This window comes from Pigmentiphaga litoralis, from assembly GCF_013408655.1.
GTDB lineage: Bacteria > Pseudomonadota > Gammaproteobacteria > Burkholderiales > Burkholderiaceae_B > Pigmentiphaga > Pigmentiphaga litoralis_A.
The window spans coordinates 232,855-249,226 of sequence record NZ_JACCBP010000002.1 but is presented as its reverse complement, the minus strand read 5'-3'; the positions used below and the strand labels follow the sequence as shown (position 1 = coordinate 249,226).

The 16,372-nt window shown below is 65.4% G+C and carries 16 protein-coding genes; 4 read left to right on the top strand and 12 right to left on the bottom strand.

Translation table 11 applies throughout. From position 1 onward, the window contains the following. Positions 1 to 11: 11 nt before the first annotated feature. Positions 12 to 875, bottom strand: a complete 864-nt coding sequence (locus HD883_RS21450) for a branched-chain amino acid ABC transporter permease (protein WP_179589030.1) — start codon at positions 873 to 875, stop codon at positions 12 to 14. 51 nt (positions 876 to 926) lie between these two features. Further along, the gene (locus HD883_RS21445) at positions 927 to 2,084 is read right to left on the bottom strand and encodes an ABC transporter substrate-binding protein (protein WP_179589029.1); all 1,158 of its coding nucleotides are present in this window, start codon (positions 2,082 to 2,084) and stop codon (positions 927 to 929) included. A gap of 195 nt (positions 2,085 to 2,279) precedes the next feature. Here HD883_RS21445 and HD883_RS21440 point away from each other — a divergent pair, with 195 nt between their 5' ends. Continuing rightward, entirely contained in the window at positions 2,280 to 2,996 is a 717-nt protein-coding gene (locus tag HD883_RS21440) for a UTRA domain-containing protein (protein WP_179589028.1), read from the top strand. A gap of 3 nt (positions 2,997 to 2,999) precedes the next feature. On the opposite strand, the gene HD883_RS21435 is transcribed toward HD883_RS21440, so the two are convergent. From HD883_RS21435 to HD883_RS21415, 5 genes are all read right to left on the bottom strand, one after another. Beyond that, positions 3,000 to 3,458: a barstar family protein gene (locus HD883_RS21435; protein WP_179589027.1), complete on the bottom strand. Its 459-nt coding sequence runs from the start codon at positions 3,456 to 3,458 to the stop codon at positions 3,000 to 3,002. A 2-nt stretch (positions 3,459 to 3,460) separates the two neighbouring features. Next, positions 3,461 to 3,907, bottom strand: coding sequence for a ribonuclease domain-containing protein (locus HD883_RS21430; RefSeq protein ID WP_257022578.1), 447 nt, complete (start codon positions 3,905 to 3,907; stop codon positions 3,461 to 3,463). 71 nt (positions 3,908 to 3,978) lie between these two features. Further along, positions 3,979 to 5,169 carry a patatin-like phospholipase family protein gene (locus HD883_RS21425; protein WP_373563464.1) on the bottom strand — a complete coding sequence of 397 codons (1,191 nt, stop codon included), beginning with the start codon at positions 5,167 to 5,169 and terminating at the stop codon, positions 3,979 to 3,981. Positions 5,170 to 5,269: 100 nt separating this feature from the next. Then, positions 5,270 to 7,576 (bottom strand): NADP-dependent malic enzyme, encoded by a 2,307-nt coding sequence (locus HD883_RS21420; RefSeq protein ID WP_179589025.1) that lies wholly within the window; start codon positions 7,574 to 7,576, stop codon positions 5,270 to 5,272. 65 nt (positions 7,577 to 7,641) lie between these two features. After that, positions 7,642 to 8,715, bottom strand: a complete 1,074-nt coding sequence (locus tag HD883_RS21415; RefSeq protein WP_179589024.1) for a hypothetical protein — start codon at positions 8,713 to 8,715, stop codon at positions 7,642 to 7,644. A gap of 71 nt (positions 8,716 to 8,786) precedes the next feature. Here HD883_RS21415 and HD883_RS21410 point away from each other — a divergent pair, with 71 nt between their 5' ends. Beyond that, a complete protein-coding gene (locus HD883_RS21410) occupies positions 8,787 to 9,950 on the top strand; it encodes a pyridoxal phosphate-dependent aminotransferase (RefSeq protein WP_179589023.1) in 1,164 nt (387 codons plus the stop codon). Positions 9,951 to 10,115: 165 nt separating this feature from the next. Here HD883_RS21410 and HD883_RS21405 read toward each other — a convergent pair whose 3' ends face one another. Further along, a complete protein-coding gene (locus HD883_RS21405; RefSeq protein ID WP_179589022.1) occupies positions 10,116 to 10,973 on the bottom strand; it encodes a transglycosylase SLT domain-containing protein in 858 nt (285 codons plus the stop codon). Positions 10,974 to 11,661: 688 nt separating this feature from the next. Here HD883_RS21405 and ubiD point away from each other — a divergent pair. Both ubiD and HD883_RS21395 read left to right on the top strand, forming a co-directional pair. Further along, positions 11,662 to 13,209, top strand: coding sequence for a 4-hydroxy-3-polyprenylbenzoate decarboxylase (ubiD, locus tag HD883_RS21400; protein ID WP_179589021.1), 1,548 nt, complete (start codon positions 11,662 to 11,664; stop codon positions 13,207 to 13,209). 82 nt (positions 13,210 to 13,291) lie between these two features. Beyond that, positions 13,292 to 13,570 (top strand): peptidylprolyl isomerase, encoded by a 279-nt coding sequence (locus HD883_RS21395; RefSeq protein WP_179589020.1) that lies wholly within the window; start codon positions 13,292 to 13,294, stop codon positions 13,568 to 13,570. 64 nt (positions 13,571 to 13,634) lie between these two features. On the opposite strand, the gene HD883_RS21390 is transcribed toward HD883_RS21395, so the two are convergent. From HD883_RS21390 to dacB, 4 genes are all read right to left on the bottom strand, one after another. Next, positions 13,635 to 14,000, bottom strand: a complete 366-nt coding sequence (locus HD883_RS21390; RefSeq protein ID WP_179589019.1) for a DUF3318 domain-containing protein — start codon at positions 13,998 to 14,000, stop codon at positions 13,635 to 13,637. Next, complete coding sequence (locus HD883_RS21385; RefSeq protein ID WP_179589018.1) at positions 13,997 to 14,404, bottom strand: phage holin family protein; 408 nt, start codon at positions 14,402 to 14,404, stop codon at positions 13,997 to 13,999. Before HD883_RS21385 ends, HD883_RS21390 begins: the two co-directional genes overlap by 4 nt. A 14-nt stretch (positions 14,405 to 14,418) precedes the next feature. Further along, entirely contained in the window at positions 14,419 to 14,727 is a 309-nt protein-coding gene (locus HD883_RS21380; protein ID WP_179589017.1) for a DUF883 family protein, read from the bottom strand. Positions 14,728 to 14,865: 138 nt separating this feature from the next. Beyond that, positions 14,866 to 16,287, bottom strand: coding sequence for a D-alanyl-D-alanine carboxypeptidase/D-alanyl-D-alanine endopeptidase (gene dacB, locus HD883_RS21375; RefSeq protein ID WP_179589016.1), 1,422 nt, complete (start codon positions 16,285 to 16,287; stop codon positions 14,866 to 14,868). Positions 16,288 to 16,372 lie beyond the last annotated feature (85 nt).

Here is a 16,372-nt window from a genome sequence, read left to right as displayed (position 1 = left end):
TTCGGCCTCCGTTAGCGTTTCGCGAACAGCCCTTGGGGCCGCAGCATCAGGACAAAAATCAGGAAGGCGAAGGCAATCGCATTGCGATCCAGCACGTTGCCCAGATAGATGGTGCCGTAGGCTTCCACCACGCCCAGCACCAGCGCCGCCAGCAAGGTGCCGCGCACGGAACCCAGCCCGCCCAGCACGATGATGGCCAGCGCCTTGTAAGACGGCACGCTGCCCATGGTCGGCTCGACCAGGTTGTTCAGCAGCGCCACCCACACTCCCGCAAAACCGGCCAGGGCCGATCCCACGAAAAAGTTCAGGTCACGCACGGTCTTGAGGCGGATCCCGAACGACTCGGCCATCTTCGGATCCGACACCGTGGCCTGGCAGGCCACGCCGATACGCGTGCGCATCTGCAGCCAGCCCAGCAGGCCGATGATCAGCGCCGCGCTCACCATGACGGCAAGCTCGGCTTCCTTGAACTGGAGGCCGCCCGGCAAGACCACCTGGCCTTGCAGGAACGGCGTCACGAACGACATGCCCGACGCACCAAAGATCAGGCGGAAGGTTTCTTCAGCCGCCACGAACAGGCCGATCGACGCGATCAACGCGACGAAAGGCGGCTGCGACAACAAGGGCTGATAGGCCAGCCGAAACATGGCGACCCCGGCCACGCCACTGGCCAGCATGGCCGCGGCAAAACCCAGCAGCGGCATGCCGGTGGCGTTGCACACCAGCACGCCCACGTACGCGCCCAGGGTAAAGAGCGCGGCGTGTGCGACGTGCAGGATGCGCAGCAGGCCGTAGACCAGGGTCAGGCCCAGGGCGACCAGGGCATAGATACTGCCCTGCACAAGGCCCTGGGCGGCAAGTTCCAACAGGAGCATGACGAATCCGTTCGTGGATGAAAAAGTAAAGCGGACGGGGAGCCGTCAGACTCAGTTGCCAGCCTTGGTCGGCGGCGCAAGCAGGACCGGATCCGTAATCACCGAATGGCGATGGAAGGTCTTGTCTTTCACGACCTGGACCTGGATGTCCTTCTTGACTTCATGCAGGTCGTTGAACGACAGCTGGCCGATCGGCGTGTCGTACTTGCCCGCGGCAATGGCGTCGCGCAGCGCATCGCCACCCTTGCCACCGGTCTTGGTCAGGCCATCGACCACCACCTGCACCGCGGTGTACGACGAGGCGGCCACCATGTCGGCGCCGAAGTTGGCGGACTTGCGGAATTCGGTCAGGAATGCCTTGGTGGCCGGCGCCGTCGAATCTCGGTCCAGCGACGTGGTGATCAGCGTGCCTTCGGAAGCGGGGCCGGCGATTTCCATGAACTTTTCGGAGTCATAGCCTTCCTGGCCGATGACCGGCGCGGTAATGCCCGCAGCGCGGATCTGGCTGACCAGCGGACCGGCCGTAAAGAAGTAGCCCGAGGCATAGATCACGTCGGGGTTGTCGCTCTTGAGCTTGCTGACCAGCGCGCCGAACTGGCGGTCCTGCATGCCGTAGTCGTATTCGGCAACGATCTTGAAGTCGAACTTGGGCGCCGCTTCCTTGAAGCCGGCCGCCAGGGCCTGGCCGAAATCGTTGTTGATGCTGACCAGCGCAACGCGCTTCTTGCCCAGCTCGCTGACCAGCTTGGCGCCGGCACGGCCCTGCACTTCGCCCATGGCCGACACGCGGAACATGAAGTCGCCGGCGCGCGTGATGTCCGGGTGGATGGCGTAGGCCACCACGTACGGCACCTTGCCGCGCTGGAAGATCGATGCGGCGGCGCGGGTCGAGCCCGAGTACGAACCCGACACGGCGGCGACCACCTTGTCACGCTCGACCAGCTTGGTCGCGGCCGGCACGGCGTCTTTCGCGGCGCCCTGATCGTCATACACCACCAGTTCCAGCTTTTCGCCATTGACGCCGCCCTTGGCGTTGGCTTGGGCGATCGCCAGCTTGGCGCCTTCCAGAGCCGACTTGCCGTCCGCCGCGGCAAAGCCGGTCAGCGGCACGTTGAAGCCGATCTTGATATCGGCGTAGGCCGGCAGCGCGGCGCCGGTGGCCAGTGCTGCCAGAACCAGGGCCAGCGAGGTGTGCTTGAAGTGGGACATGGGCGATCTCCAACGGATAGGGTGGCCGTGGCTGACTCGGCAGCACACGCTGAACATGACTATGCCTGTATATACAAGTCAGCTCAACCCAAATTCGGCGGGGTTTTCCATTAGCCGAGTGGATCCTGGAAAACACACGCGCCGCCCTGAATAGGTATCTTGGCTAGACAGGCATAGTCGAGTATTCTCAAAAGCATGAACTATGCCCGTCCCACTGCCGCCTACGCGCACGTCAAGCTTTTCCTGAAGACCGGTCTGGCGGAAGGCCGCTGGGCGCCTGGCAGCCTGATGCCGTCCGAAGCCGAGCTGGTCGAACAATTCAGCGTCAGCCGCATGACGGTCAGCCGCGCCGTCCGCGAGCTGCAGGCGGAAGGCCTGGTGGAGCGGGTGCAGGGTGTCGGCACCTTTGCCGCGCAGCCCTACCGGGCGTCATCGACGCTGACGATTCGCGACCTGCACACCGAGATCAGCGAGCGGGGCCACCGGCATCGGGCCGACGTGCAGCTGGTTCAGGCGGAAACGGTTGCGGCGGGCGGCCTGGCGCAGCGGCTGGGTTTGCCGGTGGGCAGCGACGTGTTTCATACCCTGATCGTGCATTACGAAGACGACGTCGCGCTGCTCTGTGAAGACCGTTATGTGAACCCGTCGCGTGCCCCGGATTACCTGTCGGTGGACTTCACGAAAACGACCCCGACCAACTATTTGCTGGCCGTGGCTCCGCTGTGGGAAGCGCAGTATTCGATCGAAGCCGGCACCCCGACGGTGCAGGAAGCCCAATTGTTGGGCATCGAACCGGCCGATCCGTGCCTCATTATCGTGCGCCGGACCGAAAGCCAGGGGACCCCGATCACCGTCGCACGGCTGGTCCATCCGGGGTCCCGGTACACGATCGAAGGGTCGTTCAAGCCCTGAGGGTCACCCATCGTAGGACGACGTTGGCGGCAGGGGCGTCGGTTCCAGCACGCCCTCTTCCGTCTCCAGCACGAACGTAAAAACCTTGCCGTTTTCGCGCGCGAAGTCGACCGTGTCTTCACAGACCTGGATGATGCCGGCAACATGCGGGACCAGGCCCGGATCGTTTTCGTGCAGGTGCCGCAGCGCCAGCACCATGCCGCGTTTCTGGTCCAGCAGCGTATCGGTCAGACAGTCGTAAAGCGCATCCAGATTGCCGCCAAAGTGCTCGGGAAAATCGACCGCGTTGGCGATCGCGCGCAAGACCGCCGACTTGGTCCGGGCGCGCGTGCAGTCGATGTCGAACAGGGCCAGCTTGAGGTCATGCGCGGCCCGTTGAAGCGTCACCGGTTCCAGCGCCGTGCGATACAGCGTGCCGCCATCTTTCAGCAGGGCATGCAAGGGCGTCGCGGTGTCGGACATGATCACTCCTGAATACGTTGAAACGATGAATAGTGATCGGACGTGTACCAGTACTCGCCGCTGGTTGCCGGGTTGCCGCTGGCGCCACGTCCGGCCACGATGCGCCGTGCGCCGCGGTTGCGGGCGCCCGGCGTCGGCACCGTGTACTCGGTATAGTATCCGCGCGCTTGTGACGGCAAGAGACGTTCGCGGTTAAAAAACGTCACGCCATCTTTCTTGTGCGGAAATGGCCCGCCTTGCTGTATCAGGACCAGCACGCGCTGCGCTTCGGGCGGCAGCGCACGGATCGAAATGACGTCTTGCGAACCGGCATGTTGCGTCGTGCGCGCCGCCGCCGGCGTGGACAGCGCCACGACTAGCGCCATGCTCATCGACACGCCAAGCAGCAGGCTGGCCAGCCAGCGCTGCCACAACGCACGGCGCAACGCCGCTCCCATCATCTTCCGCATCTGATTCCCCGCAATGCCCAGCATGAGTCCGCCGCGCGCAGCCGTCTGCGCAGGCCGTCGCTAACCGCGGCCTAGTCGAAAAAGTCGATCACATCGGACCGACGACTGAGCGTATCGCCAAACCCCAACGCGATCAACTCACGGGTGTACCCGGGTTCGAACAAGAGATACGACGCCAGCGCGGCGCCGCGCGGATCGCCGGTGCGCGACGACACGCCGATGCCGCCCAGCAGGCCGCGGATCGACGGCGGCAGGCTGGCCGTATGGCGCGACGCGATGTCGTCCAGCCGCTGGCTCGGCGCGATCACCAGCACCTTGACGGGACGCAGGTCCGACCCCGTGCGCCGGTCGGCGGGCAGCAACGCCAGGGTCTGGTTGATGCGTTCAAGCCGTTCCACGTCCACCGCCAGGCTGTCCAGGAAGATGTTGGACAAGGCATGGCCCGCGATCTGCGCCACCGACGGGTAGGCGTTCGGGACCGGTGCGGCTCGGGCGGGTTCATGCATGCGCCCTGCCCCGATCACCAGCACTTTATTGGCGCCCAGATGGATGGCCGGACTGATGGGCGCCAGTTGCCGCATCGACCCATCGCCGCACCATTCGGCCGTGCCGAACACCGGCACGCGGTGCGCCGGAAATACGAAGGGGATGGCGCTGGATGCCAGCAGATGATCGACGGTCAAGGTGGTCCGGCACGCCAGCCGCTGCGTGCGCCGCCAGGGTTCGATCTCGTAGGCCGATTGATAGAAGGTGATGTGTTGGCCGGTCGTGTAGCTGGATGCCGAAATGGCCAGGGCCTGCACTGCGCCGTGCCGCAGGTTGTCGGCCAGCGCCGGGAAGTCCAGCATGCGCGTAAGCAGATCGCCCAGCGGCCGGTTGTCGAGCAGCGACCGCGGCTTGAGCCGCCCCAGCCGCGCCAGCATCCAGCCGAACGACAGCATGGACAGCCACCGCGCGCCGGTGCGCATCACGCCCAGCGCATCGGCGCGGTACACCTGTTCGGCATGGAAGTGTTCCCACACCTGCAGCATGCGGTCCACGGTTGCGGCAATGTCGTCCGCGCCGCAGGCCAGGGCGCTGGCGTTGATGGCGCCCGCCGACGTGCCGCAGATCACGGGGAAAGGATTGTGCGTCAGCCCGCCGGGCCGTTCCTGCAGGATCTGCACGACGGCCTTGAGCACACCGACCTGATAGGCCGCGCGGGCGCCACCCCCAGTCAGGATCAGTCCGACCGTGTCGGGATCCTTGGGCGGCGATGCAATCGAAGTGGGATAGTCGCCTGCGGCAGGCTGGCCGCCTGCAGACCTTGCGTCCACAGGCGATGCCCCCGCCGGCACATCACCGGCGGGAGCATCATGCACATCAGGCCTGGCGTGTGGCGTTGGCATCCATGACCGTCAGGGCAGTCATGTTGATGATGCGGCGGACCGTGGCGCTGGCCGTCAGGATGCTGACCGGCGCCTTGCAACCCAGCAGGATCGGACCGATGGCCACGTTGTTGCCGGCGGTCGTCTTGAGCAGGTTGTACGAGATGTTGGCCGACTCGATCGTCGGGCACACCAGCAGGTTCGCTTCGCCCTTGAGCGTCGTGTTCGGCAGCAGGCGGTTGCGCAGCGTTTCGGACAGAGCGCAGTCGCCGTGCATTTCGCCGTCGATCTCGAGCCAGGGCGCCATGTCGCGCACCAGTTCCAGTGTGCGGCGCATCTTGACCGCGGATGGCGAATTGTTCGACCCGAAGTTCGAGTGCGACAACAACGCGGCCTTGGGTTCGACGCCCAGGCGCTGCATTTCTTCGGCGGCCTGGATGGTGATCTCGGCCAGCTGCTCGGCCGTCGGATTCTCGTTCACGTGCGTGTCGACCAGCACCAGGGTGCGGTTCGGCAACACCAGGAAGTTCATCGCGGCGTAGACCTTGGCGTCGGGGCGGCGGCCAATGACTTCGTCAACGAACTGCAGGTGGTTCGAGTACGGACCCACGGTGCCGCAGATCATGCCGTCGGCGTCGCCGGTGTGCACCATCATGGCGCCGATCAGCGTCAGCCGGCGGCGCATTTCAATCTTCGCGTATTCCTTGGTGACGCCCTTGCGGTTCGTCATTTCCCAGTACAGCTGCGAATATTCGCGATGGCGTTCGTCGAATTCGGTGTTGGTGACTTCGACGTCGACACCCAGGCGCATGCGCAGGCCGAGCTTTTCGATGCGTTTGGCCAGCACGGCAGGACGGCCCACCAGAATCGGCTTGGCCAGACCGTCGTCGATCACGGCCTGCACGGCGCGCAGCACGCGTTCATCTTCGCCTTCGGTGTAGACGATGCGTGCCTTGCCGCCGCTGGCGACCGTGCGGCGCGCGGCGCCGTACAGCGGACGCATGAACGCGCCCGAGTGGTAGACGAATTGCTGCAGCTGTTCGACATAGGCTTCCATGTCGGTGATCGGCCGCGTGGCGACGCCCGAGTCCATGGCCGCGCGGGCCACGGCCGGTGCGATACGCACGATCAGGCGGGGGTCGAACGGCTTGGGAATCAGGTATTCCGGACCGAAAGCCTGGTCGGCCGTGTCGTAGGCCGCCGTGACGATTTCGCTCTGCTCTTCACGCGCCAGTGCGGCAATCGCGTGCACGCACGCAATTTCCATTTCGCGCGTGATCGTGGTGGCGCCCACGTCCAGCGCGCCGCGGAAGATATACGGGAAGCACAGGACGTTGTTGACCTGGTTCGGATAGTCCGAACGGCCGGTCGCCATGACGGCGTCGTCACGCACGCTCTTGACCAGTTCCGGCAGGATTTCCGGGGTCGGGTTGGCCAGCGCCATGATGATCGGGCGCGGCGACATCGTGGCGACCATTTCCGGCTTGAGCACGCCGCCGGCGGACAGGCCCAGGAACACGTCGGCGTCCTTGATGACGTCGGCCAGCTTGCGATGGTCGGTCGGCTGCGCAAAGCGCGCCTTGTCCGGATCCATCAGCGTGGTGCGGCCCTGGTACACGACGCCTTCGATGTCGGTCACCCAGATATTGCTGATCTTGACGCCCATGTCGACCAGCAGGTCGATACATGCCAGCGCGGCTGCGCCGGCGCCCGACGTGACGAGCTTGATTTCGTCGATCTTCTTGCCGACGACTTCCAGGCCGTTGATGATCGCCGCCGCCACCGTGATCGCGGTGCCGTGCTGGTCATCGTGGAACACCGGAATGCTCATGCGTTCGCGCGCCTTGCGCTCGACCACGAAGCACTCGGGTGCCTTGATGTCTTCCAGGTTGATCCCGCCAAAGGTCGGTTCCAGCGCGGCGATGATGTCGACCAGCTTGTCGGGGTCGTTTTCGTTCAGTTCGATGTCGAACACATCGATACCGGCAAACTTCTTGAACAGGACGGCCTTGCCTTCCATGACCGGCTTGGAGGCCAGCGGACCGATGGCGCCCAGGCCCAGCACGGCGGTGCCGTTGGTGATGACCGCGACCAGGTTGCCCCGCGCGGTGTAGCGGAAGGCGTTGGCGGGGTCGTCGACAATGGCCTCACACGCGGCCGCGACGCCGGGCGAATAGGCGAGCGCGAGGTCTCTCTGGTTGGAGAGTTGCTTGGTCGGTGCAATGGAAATTTTGCCCGGACGACCTTGCTCGTGATATTCGAGGGCGGCCTTGCGCAGATTGGGATCGAGGGGTTGAGCCATTGTCGTTGTTGTGCCCTGGGGGGTAGACAGTTTGCGAGCCACGGATTATCCGCTCCAAACCGGGATCAGACAACCTGACTGGGGAATAGGCCCAACGGATCGAAACATCCTTTGACCATATCGTCCATGTCATCGAGCACGTGACGGCGCACCGGCGCAAGCGCTGCGGGCGCCGCGGGCGCCGCGGACGGCGACGCAGACGGCGGCGCGGCAGGCGCGTCCGGCGGTATCGGCGGTATCGGCGACTGCCGCGACATCAATTGCGACTGCTGCGACATCAACTGCGACTGCCGCGACATCAACTGCAGCTGCACCCGGCCGGTCCATGCCAGCGTGCCGGCGCTGCCCAGCAGCAGGTGCGCCGGATTGGGCGCGAGCGCGTCGCTGCCCGGCGTGCCGCCCGCTGCCTCTGCTGCCGCCGCCGCATCTGCCACCGCATCATCCCCGGGTGCTTCCCCCATCGGCGTCAGCGCATCCAGCCGGTACCTGGCCAGCCATCGCGGCTGCGCCAGCAGCGTCTGCATGGACGTCGCCCCGCTCAATTCGAACAAGGACGAAATCAGCCGGCTGCTGGCCGCCGACCGCAGTGGCCGCGTCGCGTCCACGCCGAATGGCCCAAGGCGTTCGAACTCGCCCCCGGCCAGCATCACGTCGGCCCACCGCAGACCGGAATCGCGGCAGTGCCCCGGCCGCCACGGCGCCGGCGCGGCCATCCACGACGCCACCGTGGCCGCATCATCGCCGTGGGGCCAGGTCCAGCCGGTATCGGCCAGGGCCTGGCGCAGCATGCCAAAGGTGCACCCCACATCCACGTCGATGCGGCCCTGCGCCAGGTCCACCGAGCCCAAGGTAGTCAAGTCGTCCACATCCAGGATCAGCCAATGCCGGTCAGCTGGCTGCAGCGCCGGATCCGCACCCGGCAGCACCAGCATGACGCCCAGTTCCGCGCTCAGTGCGCGCGCGTGGAACACGTCTTCATCCCGCGCCACCCGCAAGCGCGCGCGCCCGGGCGCACCCGGCGCCGGGGTCTCGTCGTCCACACGGCCCTGCGCCGCCCGCGCCAGGCGCTGGCAGAAATTGGCCCACGGCGTGGCCGCGGCAAGCCGGGGCAGGAAGAAGGCGCGGCGACCGGGTTTCATGGATGGGTGCGGGGGACTCAGGAAGGGGTGAAAGGGGCAATGCCCCATTGTAGGTCCGGTAAACTTCAGCCATGCCCCGCCTCGCCTCCCGTATCTCCCGCATTTCTCCGTTCTACGCCATGGAAGTCGTCAAGCAGGCCGCGCAGTTGCAGGCGGCCGGGCGCGACATCATCCACATGAGCATTGGCGAACCCGACTTCACCGCCATTCCGGCCGTGGTCGACGCGCTCGATGCGGCTGCCCGCAGCGGGCGCAGCCAGTACACCGAAGCCCTGGGCATTCCGGCGCTGCGCGAAGCGATCGCCGGCTTCTACGCCACCCGCTTCTGCGCGCAGGTTGATCCATCACGCGTGATCGTGACCGCGGGCGCATCGGGCGCGCTGATGCTGGCGTGCGCCGCGCTGATCGAACCAGGACAGGAAGTCCTGATGCCCGATCCGACCTACCCGGCCAACCGGCACATTGTTACCGCCGCGGGGGGCACGCCGCGGCTTATCCCGTCGGGCCCGGCTGACCGCTTCCAACTGTCGGCGGACCATGTCCGGCAGCACTGGACGCCGTCCACCGCCGGCGTCATCGTTGCGTCACCCAGCAACCCGACCGGCACGTCGGTCGCGCCCGATGTGCTGGCCGAGATCGCCGCCGAAGTTCGCGCCCGCGACGGCTTCACGCTGGTCGACGAAATCTACCTGGGTTTGAGCTACGACGGCGACCGGCGATCCGCCGCGGTGCTGGGCGACGACGTGATCCTGGTGAACAGCTTTTCCAAGTACTTTCACATGACGGGCTGGCGCCTGGGCTGGCTGGTCGTCCCGCCCGACCTGGTGCCCGCATTCGAAAAACTGGCGCAGAACGTCGTGATCTGCCCGTCCGCATTGTCGCAGCATGCCGCGCTGGCCTGCTTCACGCCGGAATCGCTCGATATCTTCGAAACCCGGCGTGGCGCCTTCCAGCAGCGGCGTGACTTTTTGCTGCCCGCATTCGAACGTTTGGGCCTGTCCGTACCGGTGCGGCCGGACGGCGCCTTCTATATATATAGTGATGTGAGCGCCCACGCATCCGACAGCTTCGATTTTGCGACCCGCCTGCTCAATGAAGCGGGCGTGTGCGCGGTGCCGGGACTGGACTTTGGCGACGCCGATGCGCACCGCTACCTGCGCTTTTCGTACGCGACCGAACTGAGCCGGCTGGAAGAAGCCATGGCGCGGATCGGCGACTTTCTGGGCAAGGCCTGACCTCACGGCCAGGCATCCGCCTGCGGCGTGCCTATCCGACGGCAACAGGCCTGACCTGTCCGCCCATGAAAAAAGCCCCGATGGCAATCACCGGGGCTTTTTTTCAGACTGCTGCACCACGCAAGGCCAGCGGGCATCACCCCACCCTGCCTGCCAGCGCAAAAATTACATCATGGCCGACGAGGCAACCACTTGCTGACCGGCGGCGGGGCGCGGGGGTTCGTTCGACGCGGACTGCGCAGGCTTGGCCAGCGGCGCGATCTGTTGCATGCCGGCAGCGGATGCCAGGCGGCGGCGTTCGGCCAGGACCTTCTCGCCATACGGGCTCACGCCATCGGCGGTCACGCCCACATACATGCGCAGACCCGTCACCAGCGAACCGCCGCGGGCGATGCAGTCACGCAGGATCATGGCGCCGACGCGGATGTTCGCGACCGGATTGAACGCAGCCTGCTCGCCACCAAAATGCTGGAATTTGTCCTGGTGCACCCGGGTCAGGACCTGCATGAGGCCCTGGGCGCCTACCTGGCTTTCGGCAAACGGATTGAAGCTCGATTCGATGGCGATGATCGCCAGCAGCAGGAGGGGATCCAGACCCATCTCCTGGCCCACGCCATAGGCGGTAGAAATCAGCATGCGGGTCGCTTCGTTCGACACACGGTACTTGCCCGTGATGTAGCGGCGCAGCGATTCGACCTGGGCCGGGGACATCTTCACGGCCGGCAGCTTGTGCACCGATTGGCCGTCGCCCATGGACTCCAGGAAAGCGACCGTGCGGCTGTGCGGCACATCCAGCGGAACGATCACGTCGTCCACGGGGGTAGCGGGCACGCTAGCTGCTACAGCGTCGGTGTGCCATTGAAAAACGTTGTTCCGCAGATCCGGGACGGACCAGACGGCACCCATGACGACCAATAATGCGAGGCCGAGAAAACCGGTGAACGAGCGTGACAGGTCGGCAACGCCTTTGTGGGCGTTGGTTGCCATCAGCTTGAGCGACGTGCGCGGTTGCGCGTCGGGCATGCTTATTACCTCCTTGCTGAGGCCGGCAGACAATGCGCGTCCCTGGAAGAGTGAGCTTCCAGCAATGACATCACACACCTGACAGCCCGCTTGGCTGTACATCGCACCGCTATCAGAACGATAAGGCGGTACACCTGCACGGCGCGGGGTCGCAGAGACTCCCTGATGGCCGTGCCTGTTTCGGGCTAGGACGCGTTCGCGCCGCTAGGAACTCCAGTAGGGTGGGCGCCCGATGGCCCGTTTGACCAGCCTGATCGCTCTGTCGGAACCCGCGCTTGCGGGACATGGTGGAAGGACAGAAATCGTGATCAGGCGTACGCTGAAAGTGGCCCGATTTTAGGAACCGATCTTTGACCGGTCAACCAACCCCCGGACAAAAGCGCCCCGATTCAGCCGTTTTAGCAGCCATCTGAAGATGTAAGCGGATTTGAATCCGCCATATATGGAAAGATCGGGAAAAGTGAGTGGTCACTCTCAAGATTTATGGCGTAGATTTTGAACACACTTTTAAAAGACCCGTAAATTCTGGGCATTTTGGGCCCGGGTTTGCCCTCGATTCGGACCTTCGGCGGCAGGGTGTCGACCCCCGCTCCGGCTCCCTTCTGCGGCCCCTCGGGCGCCTTGCTGAAGCCGCCGGACGCCTCTGGTACCCTGGCAGTACCGCCCTCTTTTCCAAGGCTTTGCACGAGTGAAATACCGCGATCTCAGAGACTTCATCCGCCAGCTCGAATCCATGGGCGAGCTCAAGCGGATCACCACCCCGGTGTCCACTCACCTTGAAATCACCGAAATTTCCGACCGCGTGCTGCGTGCCGGGGGTCCGGCGCTGCTGTTCGAACATGTGACGCAGCCGGGCCGGGGCCGTGCGGCGATGCCCGTGCTGGCCAACCTGTTCGGCACGCCCAAGCGAGTCGCCCTGGGCATGGGCGCCGACGACGTGAGCGCATTGAAGGACGTGGGCGAGCTGCTGGCGTCGCTGCGCGAACCGGAACCCCCACGCGGTTTCAAGGACGCGCTGGCCAAGGTGTCGATGCTCAAGTCGGCCCTGTGGGACATGGCACCGCGCACCGTGCGCAGCGCGCCGTGCCAGGAAGTGGTGATCGAGGGCGCCGACGTGGACCTGGGCGCCCTGCCCATCCAGCATTGCTGGCCCGGCGACGTGGCGCCCTTGCTGGCGTGGGGCCTGGTGGTGACCAAGGGCCCGCAGCGCAAGCGCCAGAACCTGGGTATCTACCGGCAGCAGCCGATTGCCCGCAACAAGCTGATCATGCGCTGGCTGTCGCACCGCGGCGGCGCGCTGGATTTCCGTGACCACATGCTGGCCCACCCCGGCGAACCCTTCCCGGTGTCGGTGGCGCTGGGAGCGGATCCGGCCACGATCCTGGGCGCGGTCACCCCGGTGCCCGACGCGCTGTCCGAATACCAGTTTGCGGGCCTGCTGCGCGGCGGCCGGACCGAAACGGTCAAGTGCATCGGCAACGACCTGACGGTGCCCGCATCGGCCGAAATCGTGCTGGAAGGCTACCTGCTGCCGTCGACCGATCCGCGCGCGGTAGCGCCCGTGGTGCCTGATGGCGTGACCCCGCCCCCCTCCACCGGCTACGAAATGGCGCTGGAAGGCCCGTACGGGGATCACACGGGCTATTACAACGAACAGGACTGGTTCCCGGTGTTCACGGTGGAACGTATCACCATGCGCCGCGACCCCATCTACCATTCCACCTATACCGGCAAGCCGCCCGACGAACCCGCGGTGCTGGGCGTGGCGCTGAACGAGGTGTTCACGCCGCTGCTGCGCCGCCAGCTGCCGGAAATCGTGGACTTCTACCTGCCGCCCGAAGGCTGCAGCTACCGCATGGCCGTGGTGTCGATCCGCAAGCAGTACGCCGGACACGCCAAGCGGGTCATGTTCGGCATCTGGAGCATTCTGCGGCAGTTCATGTACACCAAGTTCATCGTCGTGGTGGACGAGGACATCGACGTGCGCGACTGGGCCGAAGTCATCTGGGCGATCACCACCCGCATGGACCCGGTGCGCGACACGCTGTTGGTCGAGAACACGCCGATCGACTACCTGGACTTTGCGTCACCGGTGTCGGGACTGGGCGGCAAGATGGGGCTGGATGCCACCAACAAGTGGCCGGGCGAGACGACCCGCGAATGGGGCACGCCGATCGTGATGAACGACGAGGTCAAGTCACGCGTCGACGCGATGTGGGGCGAGCTGGGGCTTTGACACATCCCTCAACAACGCGCCTTTGCGGAAAACAGTAAGCTTGCAACGCGAACTTCGCGTTTCCATCAAATAAGGAGTCCTCATGGCCCAAGCCACCGCCCGTCACATCCTGGTTTCGACTGAAGCCAAGGCCGCAGAACTGAAAAGCGCCATTGAAGGCGGCGCCGACTTTGCACAGATCGCAAAAGAAAACTCGAGCTGCCCGTCGGGCCGCAACGGTGGCGAGCTTGGCTCGTTCGGTCCTGGCCAGATGGTCAAGGAATTCGACACCGTCGTGTTCAGCGCCCCGATCAACGTCGTGCAAGGCCCGGTAAAGACCCAGTTCGGCTACCACCTGCTGGAAGTCACCAGCCGCAGCTAAGCCGCGCGTCTGGAATGCAAAAAGGCCCGATGACAATCGGGCCTTTTTGTTTGCATCGGTTCGGTCAGTAGTACCGTCCGCCGCCCGGTCCGTTGACCGCGCGCCAGATCTTGTACGCCTGCATCGCAACGGCCGCGACGCCGCCCAGTTTCGCCAGCTTGAAGACGCCGCCGGACGCCACGCGGGCCAGCAACATCGAAATGGCCGACGACACGATCGGGTAACGCCGCAGGTTCTGGAACACGCTGAGCGCGATCGCAGGACCCTGCTGCCCCAGCACGCGTGCTGGAAGGGCCAGGCGGATCAGAGCCGACGGGGTGGCCGCCGACTTGACCCGGCCCGCATGCGCCGCGAACTCCATCCGTTCGATGGACGCCCGCGCCAGCAGCAGTTCCTTGCGGGTGGCCAGTTGCGAACGCGCGTCGCTCATGGCCGGCTCCGGTAGGCGTCGTCGGGTTCGTCGCCCGCGAGCAGCTCACGATCCCGTTCCAGTTCCGCCAGCGTTTCCTCGAAGGCGATCGGTGCATCGATCGCTTTCTTGCGAACCGCGAGCAGCATGCCGATCCCCAGCACCAGGTAGACGAGGCCTACCAGCAAGATGGAGAGCAGACGATGATCGGTGTCCCAGAAGGCGACGACGACCAGGAACGAGAACATCAGCAGGCCGATCGCCAGACACAGCAGGCCGGCCAGCGCCAGGATCAGCAGGCCCATCAGACGCGTCTTTTCCTCGGCGAGTTCTATCGCAACGAGTTCAAGCCGCGTCTTGAGGATGCCTACCGACGTAGCGGCAAGCGACCTGAGCGATCCGACCAGTGGGAGAGGTCCGGGCACCTTGCGCGGAACGCTTAACGACGACCGCTGTTGACGACCAGGCCAGCCAGGAAGCCGACCGCGGCGGCGATGCCGATGGCGCGCCAGGGGCTTTCATGGACGAAGTCGTCGGTGACGCGGGCAGCCTGCTTGCTGCGTTCCATGACGGAGTCCTGCACGTCGACCAGTTTTTCCTTGGCGCGCTTGAGCGATGCCAGCGCGCTTTCACGCAGTTCAATGGCACGGTCGCCCGTGCTGGCTGCGGCTTGCTTGAGCAGATCTTCTGCGTCAGTCAGCACCACTTTCACATCGGTGATGAGCTTTTCTTTTCCGGCTGTAGACATAGGTTATTGCTCCTGTGCGGTGTGGTTGACGATCGATCATAGCAGCGTCGTTCCGCATCCGGAACCCATACCTGCATGGCGCATCATCGGGTAACACCTGCAACCTAAGCTTGCAGCTTGGCCATGGGACTCGACCGCTTAGCGCGCGGCGATCCAAGCGATGAGCTGGTCATTGAAGGCATTGACCGACTGCGCTTTCTCGTCGTTGACCACGCTCACGACCAGGTACCGCTTGCCGCTGTTGGCGAGCACGTAGCCGGCCATGGCCCGCACGTCGCGCAGCGACCCGGTCTTGAGGTGGGCCATGCCCTGCGCCGACGGATCGCGCAGCCGCCGGCGCACGGTGCCATCGGTCCCGGAGATCGCCAGCGATGACACGAACTCGGGCATGACGGCCGACTTCCACGCCGACCCCAGCAGCCGGCTCAGGCTGTCGGCCGAGATGCGACCATCGCGGGAAAGCCCTGATCCGTTATCGAGCACCAGCTCGGGAAAGTTCAGGCCGCGCGCCGCCAGAATCGCGCTGACGGCCTGCCCGCCGCTGGCCACCGTGGCCGGTCCGCGCTCATGGTTGGCGCCCAGGGTCAGCAGCAGCGACCGCGCCATCACGTTGTTGCTGAGCTTGTTGATGCGCCGCACCACATCGCCCAGGGGCGGCGAATCGTGCGATGCGAACAGCACCGCGTCGGGCGGCACCTGCCCCTGGCGGATGCGGCCGGTCAATGTCCCGCCCTGCTCCTGCCACATCAGCTTGAAGGTCGCTTCGGCATGGGCGGGCTGGGGCAGCGCCAGCCGGTACACGGTGAACTCGCCACACGACCCGGCCGCGGTGCCCGTCACCCGCATCGACACGCCGCCGCTGGGCGTAATGAAAGGCTCGGTCGAGACCACGGGTGATCCGGGGCAGACGGCATCCGACCACTTGGGCACGCCATCGACCCGCACACCGGGCAAGGGCGGATCCATGACCACCCGCCACTGGCGCGCATCGCGGTCAGGCGTGAACAGCAGGCGCACGGCGCCCAGCCCGACCATCCAGGCGTCGGGGCTGGCGTTATACGGACGCGAAGGGTCATTGTCGAACGCGCCCGGATCGATGGCCACCGGACCAAAAATGCTGCGGTCGACGATGAGTTCGGGAATACGGCGGACGCCCCGCACCCGCAGTTCGCGCAGCAGGCTCCACAAGTCTTCCAGCTGGAATTCCGGATCGCCGCTGGCCCGCAGGTACAGCGGGCCCGACAGGCTGCCATCGGGCAGGCGCGTGGTGCCCGGTTCGACCAGCAACTGGGTGCGCCAGACGTAGGCCGGACCCAGGCTGTCGAGCGCGCTGAAGGTGGTGACCAGCTTCATGACCGACGCGGGGTTGCGCGGCTGCTGCGGGTTCACGCCGATCAGGCGCTGGCCGTCCACCTCTTCCACCACGACCGACAGCGCCGATTCGGGCAGGCCGGTGGCGGCCCAGGCGCCGGTCAGTTCCGGCGGAAGGGATTGGGCAGCGGCGGCAAAAGAAAGGGCTGACGACGCGGCAATGGCGATGGCGCCGAGCAGGCGCACCATGACGCGGTGGCCTGGCTGGCCGGCCCGCAACGGGCCGCGGCGGTTGTCCTGCTCACTGCCGTCATGGCCTGATGCCGGGGCCGCA